We start from the raw sequence: 14,839 nt of genomic DNA on the forward strand, positions 1-14,839 counted from the left end.
TTTCAGTCGTTGATCTCTGACGTCCCCCCACATGACCGAGCGTCATCCTCATGACCGGGTCATGAGATTCAAGGAGACACGCCATGCGTTTACGTGCGGAAGGACGACGAGGGACAGGGGGAGCGGAACGCCTCATCGCCGTTGCCACTCTCGTGGCCCTGATGCTGGCCGCCGCGCTGGTCCTGCTGACGCCGCCCGGGGCGGGTGCGGCGGATCTGCCGGGCACGTCGATCGCGCTCGACGGACAGGACACCGGCCGGACCTTCGACGGGCTCGGCGCGATCAGCGGCGGCGGCGGAAACACCCGGCTGCTCACCGACTACCCGGCCCCGCAGCGCAACGCGATCCTGGACTACCTGTTCAAGCCCGGCTACGGCGCCAACCTGCAGATCCTGAAGGTCGAGACCAGCGGCGACGGGAACACCACCTCCGGAGCCGAGCAGACCATCGAGGAGACCCGCGGAGCGATCAACTGCGACGCGGGCTACGAGTTCTGGCTCGCGCAGGAGGCGGTGAAGCGCAACCCGCACATCCAGCTCTACGGACTGACCTGGGCCGCACCCGGCTGGGTCGGCTCCAGCATGTACTCGCAGAACGGGATCCAATACATCACCGACTGGCTCGGCTGCGCCAAGCAACGCGGCCTCACCTTCGCCTACATGGGCGGCTGGAACGAGAAGGGCGGCTGGAACGCGGCCTGGTGGAAAGACCTGAGGGCAGCCCTCGACCAGCACGGGTTCTCCGCGGTCAAGCTGGTGGCCTCGGATCAGGTGAACTCGTTCTCCGCCGTCAGCGGCGCCATGGCGCAGGACGCGGACTTCGCCAAGGCGGTCTCGGTCATCGGTGAGCACTACCCCTGCGGATGGAACGGTCCCACGCCGATCTCGCAGTATCCGGGCGTCGAGACGCACTGCCCCTCCTCCCAGGCCGCGCAGGCACGCCAGACACCACTGTGGGCCAGCGAGCAGGGCTCGATGAGCTACAACGCCGGCGGTCTGCCGATGGCACGAGCCGACAACATCGACTACGTCGACGGCCGGATGACCGCGAGCATCAACTGGCCGCTCGTCGCCTCGGCGTACACGGACGTCGGCTTCGCCGACCAGGGACTGGTCATGGCCAACGAGCCGTGGTCAGGTCACTACGACGTCGGCCTGTCGACCTGGGTGACCGCGCACACGACCCAGTTCGCGCAGCCGGGCTGGCAGTACCTGGACGGCGCCAGCGGCTACCTGGCCGGCCGGACCTCCGACCAGGTCGGTAGCTTCGTGTCGCTGAAGTCGCCCGACGGCAAGGACTGGAGTTCCGTCGTCGAGACGACCCGGGCAACCGGCCCGCAGACCGTCAAGCTCACCGTCAGCGGCGGCCTGTCCGCCGGTCATGTGCACGTCTGGAGCACCAACCTGGTCACCGGGGACCGTGCGCAGTGGTTCGCGCACGGCCAGGACCTCGTGCCCGACGCGGGCGGCACCGTGACGGCCATCCTGCAACCCGACCACATCTACTCGTTCACCACCACGAGCGGCCAGCACAAGGGGAGCGCCGCGGTGCCGACGGGCAAGCCGCTCCCTCTCCCGTACTCCGACGCCTTCACCAGCGGTACCCGCGGCCAGCAGGCCCGCTATCTGGCCACCATGGAAGGCGCGTTCACCGTCGAGCCGTGCGCGGGCCGCACCGGCAACTGCGTTCAGCTCGACACCCCGGCCAAGCCCCTGGAGTGGCAGAGCAACATCCAGACCCCGTACCCCTACACGGTGGGCGGCGGCCAGGCGTGGAGCAACTACCAGGTGTCCGCCGACGTGCGCAACGCCCAACCCGGCTCGGTCGGGATCCTGGGCCGCCAGAGCAACCTCGGCGGCACCATGGAGGATCCCTCGCACGTCCACTACTACTCGCTCACCCTCAGCGACACCGGCGCCTGGTCGATCAACCTCGCCGACGGCTCCGGCAAGCCCGCGGCACCGCTGACCGGAGGGACGCTGTCCTCGGCCGCCGGGCTGAACACCTGGCACAACCTGGCACTGACCTTCGACGGATCGCGGATCTACGCGTCCGTCGACGGCGCCACCGTCGGCTCCGCCACCGATACCAGCCTGTCCGCCGGCAAGGTCGGCCTCGTGGCCAGCGGGTATCTCGCAGGAGAGCAGTACGACAACCTCAAGGTCAGCACGCTGACCGACCTGGCCGTCCCGGTGGCGCTGCCGTCCGGCGCTCACAGCCCGGCAGTCGTGACGACCATCGGCTACGGCACCACGGGCAGCGCTGTGAACCAGTGGCAGTACAGCGGCACCTGGCAGTCCGGCGGCGGAAACACCTGGAACAACACCGTCGGTGACCACGCCACGCTGGCCTTCCGTGGAGACGGCGTCACCCTGCAGTCCCTCACCAACCCCAGCAACGGCATCGTCAACGTGTCCGTGGACGGCGGGAACCCCACCCCCGTCGACCTCTACAGCGCCAGCGGCACGTCGGCCTCGGTGTTCACCCGCACCGGCCTCGACCCCGCCGTCCAGCACACCCTCACGGTGACCGTCACCGGCACCAAGAACCCCGCATCCAACGGCACCTTCGCCTCCGTCGCGGCCGCCCAGGTCACCAGCCCCGGCAAGCCGGCCCCCACACCGGCCATCACCACGCCCACCGACCGCGCCTCCGTCCACCCCGGTCAGCTGAGAATCGCGGGCACCGCCACTGCGGGCGAGCTGATCACCCTCTCGGTGTCCGGCACACCGGCCTGCGTCAACCAGCCCAGCGACTCGAGCGGGAACTGGCACTGCGACACCCAACTCCACCCCGGCCAAGCGGTGCTCACCGCGGTCGCCCTCGACCCCGTGACCGGCCTGCTCTCGGACTCCACCGCCCCCGTTCACGTGAACGTCCGGGAAACTGGCTGACCTCGGCCGCACCACCTTGGCCGGGCCCGGGTGAACCGCGGATTCACCGCTCGCGCGGTACGGGCACCTCGTACGGGACCAGGCCGGTGGCGCGGAGGTCGTCCCACAGGCGTGCGGGCAGGGGGCGGGTGAAGTGTGTGGCGGCGTCGCGTATCTCTTCGGCTGAGCGGGGACAACGGAGACGCCGCGCCGGACGGCGTCCGGTCATTGCCTGTGGTCGTGGAGGAACAGCCGGGCTTCGACCTGGTCCAGCGCGATCCGGACGGCGCCGAGGGCGACAGAGTCGTCGCCCATCGGGGACACCTCGACGCGCGGGGGGAAGACGCAGGCGCTGGCGAGGTGGTTGCGGATCGGTTCGGCCACGATGTCGCCGGCCAGGGCCAGGCTGCCGCCGACCACGACGACCTCGGGGTCGATCGCGACGATGAGACCTTCGACGGCCTTGACGAGCGTGTGGGCGAAGTGTTTGGCCGCCGCCTTCGCGGCGGCTTCACCGCGGGCGGCCGCCACGAACAGCGATTCCACGCTCTCGCGTGAGCCGTCAGCGGCGTCGGGCTGATCGGGACCGGCCTCCGGCAGGTGGTCGAGCAGGCGGCGAAACGCCTTGAGTGCTCTCTTCCCTCCGGTTTGGGTGAATTCACCCGCGGCGCCGTGGTAGCCCCGTGGGGACCGGCCGTCGATCAGGAATCCGGTGCCCATGCGCAGGCCCGCGTGCAGGTACGCGACGTTGTCCGCGTCGACGGCCGCGCCGATCCAGCGCTCGGCGATCGCGCCGGCGCGCATGTCGTTCTCCACGGCGACCGGCGCGCCGACGACGTCGGCGAGTCCTTCCGCGATGTTCACCCCGGTCCACCCGGGCAGGTCGGCCCGCACCACGCGACCGGTGGTGTCGACGATGCCGGTGGTCGCGACCGCCGCGCCCAGGATGGGTTGTCCGCCGACCGGCGACGCGGCCCGGGCCTGCGCGACGGCGGCCCGGATGGCGGCCATTCGCTCGGGACCGTCCGTTCGCCGCGAGACCGCGGCGCGATGGCTGGTCACGACCGTCCCGACCAGGTCGGCCACCAGGACGTGCACCCACTCCGGGGCGACATCGACACCCAGCACGTAACCGGCATCGGTACGAAAGCCGAACCGGCGGGCGGGCCGGCCCGCCGAGCGGCTCGGTGTCGGCTGCAGTTCATTGAGCAGCCCCTGTTCCAGGAGTGCCTCGACGACGTCCTCGACGGTCGGTCGTGAGAAGGCCACGGCCTTCGTGATCTCCGTGAGCGTCATCGCGGCGGCCTGCGGCGCCTTGCCGGACCCTGCCGTCCCGGGCAGCAGCGCTCCGTGCAGAACCTGCAGGACAGCCGCCGAGTTGAGCTTGCGCAGCACCGACGGATCGCCGCTCAGACCAGCCATATCTCATCCCTTGACGCCTTCGATGTGAGGTGCCACACTACCAGCCAGCCAAATAAAAAACAAAGTTTAATTAACAATGGGGACGACGCCCAGCCACGAGTGGCGGCCCCCATCCGGCGCGTGCTCCGCACCCCCCCCATCCCTCGCCCACCCACATCCTTCGAAGGAGAACCGACATGCCCGTACTGCGTGGATCCAGATCCCGAGTGGCCGCGGTGATGGCACTCGCCGCCGCGACCGCACTGAGCGCCTGCACGGCCGGGAGTGCGAAGAGCGTCAGCCAGGGTTCGAGTGACGGCAAGAAGGTCACGCTCAGCTTCCTCACGTTCGAGACCCCCAACCTGACCAGCGCGTACTGGGACGCCGCCATAGCCCGCGCGACGGCGAAGGTGCCGGGGGTGACCATCAAGAAGCTGGTCGGCACGAACTCCACCGCGTATCTGCAGCAGCTCTTCGCCTCCGGTCAGGCGCCGGACATCATGACGAGCATCGCGCCGGACGGCTTCGCCCAGAAGGGCGAGCTCGCACCCTGGAGCGCGGACGACATGAAGGGCTTCGACGACCCGCACGCCGGCGCCATCAACGGCAAGACGTACGCGCTGTCGTTCAACGTTCAGCCGGTCCCGCTCGTGTACTACAACAAGCAGGACTTCACCAAGGCGGGCATCGCCGGCCCGCCGGCCACCTACGCCGAGTTCCTCGCCGACTGCGCGAAGCTGAAGGCGGTGGGGATCACGCCCCTGGAGGTCGGTGGCGGCGGCCAGGACACCTGGGCGGCGTCCTACGGCCTCGCCGCCACTGTGTCGACCGACCTCCTGACCAAGACCCCGGACTGGTTCACCAAGCGTTCCGACAATGCGGTGAAGTTCACCGACCCGGACTTCGTGGCGGCGGCCCAGAAGGTCGCCGACCTGTCCGGCAAGGGATACATCGACAAGGCCGGGCTGAGCCGCTCCTACGCGGACGTCGAGCAGGCGTTCCGCGACAACAAGGCGGCGATGTACCCGATGGGCTCGTGGTTCTCCGCCTCGGCGGACAAGACGAAGCCGCCATTTGACGTCGGCGTCTTCGGCTGGCCCAGCGACGCGGGGAAGAACATCGTCCCGGTGGTCACCGGCGGCGGGCTGATGGTCAACTCCCACGCCAAGGACGTCGACCTCGCCCAGAAATGGGCCAAGGCGTTCGCCGAGGACAAGACCAACCTCGACAACAGCGTCCGGACCGACGGACTCATCATCGGCATCAAGGGCTACACGCCGCCGGCCAACGTCGGCGCCCTGTACCAGCAGACGCTGGACCTCTACAAGAAGGCGCTCTCCGGCGGCCAGACCGTACCCGCCTGGGCGAGTGTGTCGGGCGACGGCTCCCTTCCCCCGGGATTCTCCGACAAGTTGAACGCGGCGATCGTCGACCTGATCACCGGTCGCAAATCACCGAAGGACTTCGCGGCCTACCTCGACCAGCAGTACACCGCGGCGACGCGGTAGCCCCTTCGGGCCCTGAACTTGGAGCCGCACATGCACGGCGTGACGAATGCCGACCGGCCGAGTACGGCCACCACACACAGACCGGCGGAACCGGCGCGGCCACGGCCCGGTGAGCCGCGCACCACCGTGGCGAGGCGCAAGCGGGGGAGCGGGGCGTACCGCTTCCTGGTGTTCGCGATGCCTGGCTCTGTCATCTACGCGGCACTGGTACTCGTCCCGATGGCGATGGCCATCAGGACCAGCACCACGGACCGCAACGGATTCCGGGCCGTTACCCACTTCGTCGGGCTGCGGAACTACGAGGACCTCTTCCGGGACCCCGCATATCTGCAGACTCTGCGGAACACGCTGATCCTCACCCTCATCGTCACGATCGTCCCCAACGTCCTCGGGCTGGCGGTCGCCCAGTTGCTGGACCGGCGGGGCTGGGTGTTCAACGCGATGCGGGCCGTGTTCTTCATCCCCGTGGTGCTGTCGTCCGTGGTGGTCAGTGTCATCTGGGAGACGATCCTGGCTGATGACGGACTCGCCAACCGCATCCTGCACGGCCTGGGCGTCGCACACCGGCCGGGGTGGTTGTCCGACCCGGGGATCGCCCTCTACACCGTCGCCTCGATCATGTGCTGGCAGATGCTCGGGCTCTGCGTCGTCATCTACCTGGCCGCACTGCAGGGCATTCCGCAGGAGTTGACGGAGGCCGCGGCCATCGACGGCGCCGGCCCGCTGACCCGGTTCCGCACCATCACCTGGCCGATGCTCGCCCCGGCGGTCACCATCTGCACGGTCCTGCTCATGATCGGCGGGTTCAAGGCATACGACCAGGTCAAGGTCATGACGAACGGCGGCCCGGGCACCGGCACCACCAGCACCCTGGCGTTCGACGTCGTCGAGACCGGCGTCTCCGGATCGCACATCGGATACGGCGCGGCGAAGGCCACGCTGATGCTCCTGCTGATCGCCCTCGTCTCCTTCGTCGTACTCCGTGTCCTGCGCCGCAGAGAGGTCGAACTGTGACCCTGACAGACCGGATCGCCCGCACGCCGCCGCGGCGCCCCCGATCGGCGACCACACCGCTGCGGACGCTGATCGCCCTCGCCGTGACAGCCGTGTTCATCACGCCCGTCTACCTGGTGCTGGTGAACACCTTCAAGCCGGGTGCGGACATCTTCGCCCACCCCGGCGCGTTCCCCTCGCACCCCACACTGACCCACGTTCGCAACGTGACCGATCGGCCCGACGACCTGTTCTGGACGGGGCTGATGAACAGCGTCCAGGTCACGGCCTTGTCCGTCATCGGCTCGACCCTGCTGTCCGCGCTGCTGGCGCACTACCTGGCGCGGACGAACACCCGCGTCGCGCGCATCCTCACCCTGCTGATCCTGGCCGGCCTGATGATCCCCACCACCGTCACGCTCGAACCGATCACCGAGGTGCTCGGGCGGGTGAACCTGATGGGCTCGGTCCTGGGCCTGGTGCTCGCCAACATCGCCGCGAACCTGCCTTTCGGCGTGCTGCTGTTCATGGGCTTCGTCAGGAACATCCCGCTGGAGCTCGAGGAGGCCGCCGCTCTCGACGGCTCCGGGCCGCTGCGGACGTTCTGGTCGATCGTCTTCCCGCTCCTGCGCCCGGCCGCCGCCAGCGTTCTGATCCTCACAGCGGTCGGGGTGTGGAACGACTTCGTCACCCCGCTGATCGTCCTGGGGCCGGCGAACGGCGGCACCGTGACTGTCGGCATGTACCGCGAGATCAGCGAGCACGTGTCCGACTACGGGGCGGTCTTCGCGTTCATGGTGCTCGCCACGATCCCGATCCTGATCCTCTTCCTTTTCTTCCAACGCTACTTCGTCAAAGGCCTGCTCGGCGGGGCCACGAAGGGATGACCACACACATGACCGGCTCGTTGTCTTCCGAGTTCACCGGGGCGCCCGGCCGCTCCATGACCATGGCCGTGGCCGGTGGCGGGGCGAGGGGCTTCGCATACGCCGAGACCGCCGCTCGTATGGCTGACCCCGTGCGGGTCGTGGCGGTTGCCGAGCCCCGGCCCGTCGCACGTGGACGGTTCGTCGAACGGTTCGACGTTCCCGCCGCGAACGTCTTCGAGGACTGGCGTGATCTGGCCGCGGCGCCCCGCCTGGCCGACGTGGTGGTGATCAGTCTGCTCGACCACCAGCACGTGGACGCGGTGCTGGCCTTCGCCGAGAGGGGCTACCACATCCTGCTGGAGAAGCCGATGGCGACCACCGAGGAGGACTGCGCCACAATCGTGGAAGCCGTCGAGGCGGCCGGTGTGACCGCCGCCGTGTGCCATGTGCTCCGGTACACCCCCTACACCCTCGCTCTTCAGGATCTGCTCACCTCCGGCGCGATCGGGGAGATCGCCTCGATCGAGCACCTCGAACCGATCGGGCACTCGCACTTCGCCCACTCCTTCGTCCGGGGCAACTGGCGCCGCACCGACGAGAGCAGTCCGCTCCTGCTGGCCAAGTCCTGCCACGACATCGACTGGCTCATGTCCCTGGTCGGCCGCCCGGTGGAGAAGGTCGCCTCGTTCGGCAGCCTCACGTACTTCAGGGCCGAGAACCGGCCGGCCGGTGCGGCTGACCGGTGCATCGACTGCTCGATCGAGGCGAGTTGTGCGTTCTCCGCCGCCCGGGTCTACCGCAGGGGCGTAGGCGATCCCGACTCCTTCGACGGGTACAACGCGCTGGTGATGGCCGGCGGGCTCACCGCCGAGGCGGTGGAACAGGCTCTGGCACACGGTCCGTACGGGCGCTGCGTCTACGCCAGCGACAACGACGTCGTCGACCACCAGGTCGTCCAGATGGAGTTCGAGGGCGGCGCGACGGTGAGCTTCACGCTGACCGCGTTCAGCCAGGGCTCCGACCGAAAGACCAGGATATTCGGAACCCGCGGGCAGATCACCGGAGACGGCCGCTACCTGCACGTCTTCGACTTCCTGTCGGAACAGACCAAGGTGATCGACACCGAGGCGGACGCAGGTGCCAACGGCCACGCCGCGGTCGACGGCCACGGCGGAGGCGACCGCGGACTGGTCGAGGCATTCATCCGCGCGCTGCGCAACGGTACGTCTGAAGAGGTGCCGTCCGGTCTGCGGGAGAGCCTGGCCGGCCACCGCGTCGTCTTCGCCGCCGAGCGCGCACGCCTCACCGGTTCGGTGGTCGCCCTCGAACCCGCCGCCAAGTGACGGCCACTGTCCCCCTCCATTAACGACAGCGGATAGGAACGAAGATGAGAAGGCGAACAAGCAGTGTGGTGAGACCGGGACTTGTGGCTCTGGCTATCGCGGTGGTGGCCGCCACCGCTCCGGCGGTCTCGGCGTCGGCGGACGATGCCTCGTACACGATCCGGGCCGGTTCGCTGCGGATCGGGCTGGACTCCACGGGGACGGTGACCAGGCTGGTGGACGCGGTGAACGGCCGTGACTACGCGAGCGCGGGCCACCAGTCGCCGCTGATCAAGCTGGTCGTGGACGGAGCGCAGCAGTTGCCGACGTCCTTGTCGTACGACGGGCGGTCCTCCACGTATGTCTTCCACTTCGGCGGGAAGGGCGTCACCGTCGGTGTGCGGGTGACGTCCGAGGCGGGCTACGCGACGCTCGAGGCGACAAGTGTCAGCGCCCCGTCGGGGGTTGATGTGCAGACCCTGCTGTGGGGTCCGATCACCACCAGCATCACCAAGACCGTGGGTGAGACGGTCGGTGTGGTGCGCGACAACGACTTCGCGATCGGGATCCACGGGCTCAACGACAAGAGCGTCGGTGGCTGGCCCGACGAGTACGACAACCTCACCTACACCGACGGCCCGGTGAAGAGCGACCCCTCCATACAAGGCTGGGCGTACGGCTGGTTCAGCGCCGACCAGACGTCCTGGGGCAGTGTGCTGCAGGCATACACCTACGACTACACCAAGACCCGCCACCGGTATGTCGGTTGGCCGGACAGCCACCAGCCGAATGTGGCGGTCCCGCCGCTGAGCGGTGACGACGCGGTGATCAAGGGCTCGAAGATCGCCCTTTTCGGCACCGCGCCGGGGAGCGTACTGAACACCTTGTCCCACATCGAGACCGGGGAGGGCCTGCCGCACCCCAAGATCGACGGTCAGTGGGAGAAGACCTCGCAGGGGGCCTCGCAGTCCTTCCTGGTGCTCAGCGACCTGAACACCAACGATGTCGGCCAGGCGGGCGCGTACGCCAGGCAGGGTGGGATGCGGTACGTCTACTCACTGCCGAACGCGGAGGGGCCCTGGCAGTCGACCGGGCACTACCAGTTCGACTCCTCCTTCGGCAGCTCGGACGCGGCGGCGGCCAGGCTGACCGGTACGGCGGCGGCCAGCGGGGTGTCGGTGGGCGTGCACACGCTGTCCAACACGGTCGACACCTGGGACCGGTATGTGACGCCGGTGCCCGACCCGGGGCTGGCGACCCAGGGTTCGGTCAAGCTGACTCGCCCCCTGGACGCCTCGTCCAAGGTGGTCTATGTCGACGGCAACACCCCTCTCACCGGTGGAAACGGGAACGCCATCCGGATGGGCGACGAGCTGCTGAGTTTCGGCGCGGTGACGAAGGTGGCCGGTTCCGCGAACGAGTACCAGGTCACCCTCAACAACCGCGGCGGGTGGGGCACCACGGCGGCCGCCCACGACGCGGGTACCGACCTGGCCCGGATGCAGTGGTACGCCTACGGCCAGTTCGACGCCGGTATGACGATGCTTCCCGGACTCGCCGACCGGCTTGCGCAGATCTGGAACACCACGGGGATCAAGGCGATGTCCTTCGACGGCCTGGAGACCGCCACCCTGGCGGGATACGGGACGTTCGGCACGAACAAGCTCGTCAACGGGATGTACCGCAAGCTCGACAGCACTGACGACTTCATCTCCGAGGCAAGCAACCTCCTCCCGGGCACCTGGGACGCGGCAGGCCGTATGTCCTGGGGAGAGGGCTCTCACGGGACGACGTACGTGGGGTCGCTCCTCGCCCACCAGGCCTACTTCCAGCGCAACTTCATGCCCGACATGATGGGCTGGGTCACCTACCACCCGACCGACTCGGTGCTGACCCAGGAATGGCAGCTGTCCAAGAACGCCGCCTGGAACGCGGGCGCCGGACTGCAGGCCAGCGTGTCCGCCCTGAAGGGCAGCGGCGACACCGCCGACGTTCTGGACGCGTGGAAGCAGTGGGAGGCGGCCCGCAACGCGCACGCCTTCACCGACCAGCAGATGGAGGCGATGAAGGACGCGAAGTCCTACTGGCACCTGGAGACCGTGCACCCGGGCAAGGAGTGGAACCTCTACAACGTCGAGTACCCGGCGAGCACGCTGAACGCGCCGAGCGACGGCAGCCCCACCAGCTGGACGTACTCGAACACGCATGACGCGCAGCCGCTGCGGTTCCAGCTGCAGGCCTCCGGGAGCGTCACCGACCCCTCGTTCACCGTGGGCGGGCAGACGGTGACCTTCCCCACCACGGTGCCGTCCAACGGCTTCCTCGTGGCCGACGGCACCGCCACCGCGAAGGTGTACGACAGTACCTGGCACCAACTCCGCACCGTGACCGCGCAGGGCTCGGCGTCCCACGCCGCCGGTGACCAGACCATCGCGTACAGCGGGACGGGTTCCACCGGTTCCACCGCGAAGATCCGTTTCCTCACTTACAGCGCTCCGCAGCAGGTGAAGGCGCCGGTCACCATCGACGCTCCGTCCACCGTGCAGCGCGGTGCCACGGCCACCGTGACCGCCCGCTACACCAACCCGGGCACCACCACGCTGCGGCATGCCGCACTGTCGCTGTCCGTGCCCAAGGGCTGGACCGCCCGTGCCACCGCCGGTGCCGGCGCCCGCGGCCTCGCGCCCGGCAGGACGATGACGACGACCTGGCACGTCACTCCGCCCGCCCGCGCCACGCCCGGTGACACCGACCTGGTGGCCTCGGCCACTTATGACGGGGCGAGGATCAGCGCCGAGGCCATCGCGGGCGTCTCGGTGCCCAACCCGCTGTCCCTGGTGACCCCCGCGCTCGCCAAGCCCGGTGCCACGGCGACCGTGACCACCGAGTACACCAACGGCGGCCGCCACGCTCTGCCGAACACCACGGTCAAGCTCGCCGTACCCGACGGCTGGACCGCCACGGCCGCCACCCCGGCGACCTTCCCCAGCCTGGGCGCCGGCCAGACCGCCACCACCACCTGGCAGGTGACCGTCCCCGCCGACGCCGAGCCCGCCGCCTACCCGCTGACCGCGACCGCCACCTACCAGGGCGCCCCGGGCACCGACGAGGCCGACGGCCGGACCACCGTCCCGTACTCCTCCCTGCCGGCCGCGTTCAACAACGCCGGCATCAGTGACGACAGCAACGCCGCGGGGGCCGACTTCGACGGCGGCGGCCGTAGCATCTCCGCCCAGACCCTCGCCGCGGTAGGACTCACCCCAGGCGCCCAGGTGAGCCATGACGGCCTGACCTTCACGTGGCCCGACACCACACCCGGCACATCCGACAACGTCACCGCCAAGGGCCAGGCCATCGCCATGGCCGGATCGGGCGCCACGCTCGGCTTCCTGGCCTCCTCCGTCAACGGCGACACCTCCGGTACGGGCACCATCACCTACACCGACGGCACCACCCAGACCTACCCCCTGGCCATCAGCGACTGGGCCGGCAGTACCGGCAGCGACATCCTCGCCACCCTCCCTCGCCGCAACGCCAGCCGTGGTGGCAGCACCAACATCGCCGTCCATATCTACGCCGCGACCGTGACCCTCCAGCCGGGGAAGACCGTCGCGTACGTCACCCTCCCCAACGCCCCGGGCATGCACATCTTCTCCAGCACCATCGGCTGACACCCGCGGCGGCCGGCGTCCCCCCGGCGCCGGCCGCCGCGCGACCGGGGTGCCTCCTCCTGAGGCCCTATGTTTCCAAGGACGTGAGCACACACCATGCGTATCACTGATGTCACCGTGGAACTCGTCGACCTGCCCGCGCAGCCGTCGTTCGACTGGCGCAAGGGACTGCCCGGTTCGGAAGGCCCGGTGACCGGCGGCATTCTGCGGGTCCTCACCGACGACGGCCTCGTCGGTGAGGCCCCTACCCGCAGGGGTGTCATCGTGGCCGACATCGTCGAGCGGCGGATCCGTGAGGACCTGCTCGGCCGGGACGCCCTCGCGCGTGAACTCCTGTGGCACCGGATGTGGGAGCTGGACCGCATCGAGGAGTTTCCCGTCTACGCGCTGGGACTTGTGGACGTGGCGCTGTGGGACATCGCGGCGAAGGCGGCGGGAGTGCCGGTCCACCGCCTGCTCGGCTCCTACCGCGAGGCGCTGCCCGCCTACGCCAGCACCGTCACCTTCTCCAGCGTTGAGGAGTACCTCGATGTCGCCGACCAGTGCCTGGAGCTCGGCTACAGCGCGATCAAGCTGCACGCCTGGGGTGATCCGCGCGCCGACGCCGAACTGTGCCAGAAGCTGCGTGCCCATGTCGGCGACCAGGTGCCGCTGATGTACGACGGCTCGGCCGGCTTCGACCTGGCCGACGCCGTCTACGTCGGCCGCGCCCTCGCCGAGGCCGGCTACCTCTGGTACGAGGAGCCGATGCGCGAGTTCAGCGTCACCGCCTACCAGCGGCTGAGTGAACGTGTGAACGTCCCGCTGCTCGTCGGGGAGACCTCGGACGGCGCGCACTGGAACATGGCGGACTTCATCGCGTCCGGCACGGCCGGCTACGTACGGACCAGCGCGCAGTTCAAGGGCGGCATCACTGGCGCGCTCCGGATCGCCCACCTGGCCGACAGCTTCCAACTGCGCGCAGAGGTGCACGGGCCGGGAGTCGTCAACGCCCACCTGTGCATGGCGATCCCGAACACGACCCACTACGAGTCCCTCGTCCACTCCAACCCCGTCGTGCGCGAACCCGCAGTACACGCCGACGGGATGGTGCACGCCCCCACAGCACCGGGCATCGGCTTCGGCGAGCCCGGCTGGTGAGACTGCCGGCGGATTCTCCGGGAAGGCGGGTAGCAGCCGCCGCCCGCACGGCGGCCGCGGAGTGACCGCGCACGTTGCGGCATCGCGGCGCGAGAGATTCCGGGTGTCTACGACATGGGTGGCGGCCTGGCGGGCACCTTGGGAGCCGTGCGTGACCGTGTGCCCGGCGGCCGGCCGAACCGCGCGTCGAATAGCCGCAGCAGGGCCGTCGGAGTGATCGTCGGCGCCGGTCCGCGCCACCAGCCATCCCGTGCACCGCCCATCGCGCACGATGGCCGCAGTCCCACCCGCACGCTCGACGCGTCGATCCCAGGAGACTGCCGTGACGACTCCGCCCAGCGCCGCCGACACCCCGCCGGCCCGCTACGACGACCTGCGGGCGGTGTACATCAACTGCACCCTCAAGAAGTCCCCGGCGCCCAGCCACACGCAGGGGCTGATCGACCGCAGCACCCGCATCATGACCGAGCAGGGTGTGGCGGTCGACGTCGTGCGGGCCGTCGACCTCGACATCGCCACCGGCACCTGGCCGGACATGACCGAGCACGGCTGGCAGAGCGACGCGTGGCCCGCGCTGTACGAGAAGGTCATGGCGGCCGACATCCTTGTGCTGGCCGGCCCGATCTGGCTCGGCGACAACGGCTCGGTGACCAAGAAGGTCATCGAGCGGCTCTACGCCTGCTCCAGCCTCCTGAACGACGCCGGACAGTACGCGTACTACGGGCGGGCCGGAGGGTGCCTGATCACCGGTAACGAGGACGGCATCAAGCACTGTGCGATGAACGTCCTCTACAGCCTCCAGCATGTGGGCTACACCATCCCCCCGCAGGCCGACGCCGGTTGGATCGGTGCCGCGGGTCCCGGCCCCTCCTACCTCGACCCGGGCTCCGGCGGTCCGGAGAACGATTTCACCAACCGCAACACCACCTTCATGACCTGGAACCTCCTGCACCTGGCCCGCATGCTCAAGGACGCCGGTGGCATCCCCGCCTACGGCAATCAGCGCACCGCCTGGGACGCCGGCTGCCACCGCGACGCGGAGAACCCTGAACACCGCTGACC

General features: G+C 69.2%; 9 protein-coding genes and 1 pseudogene. 9 read left to right on the plus strand and 1 reads right to left on the minus strand.

Translation table 11 applies throughout. The features are described from left to right. Positions 1–83: 83 nt before the first annotated feature. The gene (locus tag AB0M29_RS25065; RefSeq protein ID WP_365386230.1) at positions 84–2,894 is read left to right on the plus strand and encodes a galactosylceramidase; all 2,811 of its coding nucleotides are present in this window, start codon (positions 84–86) and stop codon (positions 2,892–2,894) included. A 204-nt stretch (positions 2,895–3,098) separates the two neighbouring features. Here AB0M29_RS25065 and AB0M29_RS25070 read toward each other — a convergent pair whose 3' ends face one another. After that, positions 3,099–4,295, minus strand: coding sequence for an ROK family protein (locus AB0M29_RS25070; protein WP_365386232.1), 1,197 nt, complete (start codon positions 4,293–4,295; stop codon positions 3,099–3,101). Positions 4,296–4,471: 176 nt separating this feature from the next. Between AB0M29_RS25070 and AB0M29_RS25075 the strand changes: the two genes are divergently transcribed. The 8 genes and pseudogenes from AB0M29_RS25075 (at position 4,472) to AB0M29_RS25110 (ending at position 14,837) form a co-directional block, all read left to right on the plus strand. Next, a complete protein-coding gene (locus tag AB0M29_RS25075) occupies positions 4,472–5,782 on the plus strand; it encodes an extracellular solute-binding protein (RefSeq protein WP_365386233.1) in 1,311 nt (436 codons plus the stop codon). 177 nt (positions 5,783–5,959) lie between these two features. Beyond that, complete coding sequence (locus tag AB0M29_RS25080; RefSeq protein ID WP_365386235.1) at positions 5,960–6,796, plus strand: sugar ABC transporter permease; 837 nt, start codon at positions 5,960–5,962, stop codon at positions 6,794–6,796. Further along, positions 6,793–7,662, plus strand: a complete 870-nt coding sequence (locus AB0M29_RS25085) for a carbohydrate ABC transporter permease (RefSeq protein ID WP_365386237.1) — start codon at positions 6,793–6,795, stop codon at positions 7,660–7,662. The genes AB0M29_RS25080 and AB0M29_RS25085 overlap by 4 nt, the downstream gene beginning before the upstream one ends. A gap of 8 nt (positions 7,663–7,670) precedes the next feature. Further along, positions 7,671–8,987 (plus strand): Gfo/Idh/MocA family oxidoreductase, encoded by a 1,317-nt coding sequence (locus AB0M29_RS25090; protein WP_365386239.1) that lies wholly within the window; start codon positions 7,671–7,673, stop codon positions 8,985–8,987. A gap of 83 nt (positions 8,988–9,070) precedes the next feature. Further along, entirely contained in the window at positions 9,071–12,637 is a 3,567-nt protein-coding gene (locus tag AB0M29_RS25095) for an NEW3 domain-containing protein (protein ID WP_365386241.1), read from the plus strand. A gap of 96 nt (positions 12,638–12,733) precedes the next feature. Beyond that, positions 12,734–13,777, plus strand: a complete 1,044-nt coding sequence (locus AB0M29_RS25100) for an enolase C-terminal domain-like protein (RefSeq protein WP_365386243.1) — start codon at positions 12,734–12,736, stop codon at positions 13,775–13,777. A gap of 78 nt (positions 13,778–13,855) precedes the next feature. Continuing rightward, positions 13,856–13,957: pseudogene (locus tag AB0M29_RS25105) on the plus strand (Asp23/Gls24 family envelope stress response protein); the annotation flags it as partial. A gap of 142 nt (positions 13,958–14,099) precedes the next feature. Then, positions 14,100–14,837, plus strand: coding sequence for a flavodoxin family protein (locus AB0M29_RS25110; RefSeq protein ID WP_365386245.1), 738 nt, complete (start codon positions 14,100–14,102; stop codon positions 14,835–14,837). The last annotated feature ends 2 nt before the right edge of the window (positions 14,838–14,839 follow it).

Source organism: Streptomyces sp. NPDC051976 (assembly GCF_040680795.1).
In the GTDB taxonomy this organism is placed as follows: domain Bacteria; phylum Actinomycetota; class Actinomycetes; order Streptomycetales; family Streptomycetaceae; genus Actinacidiphila.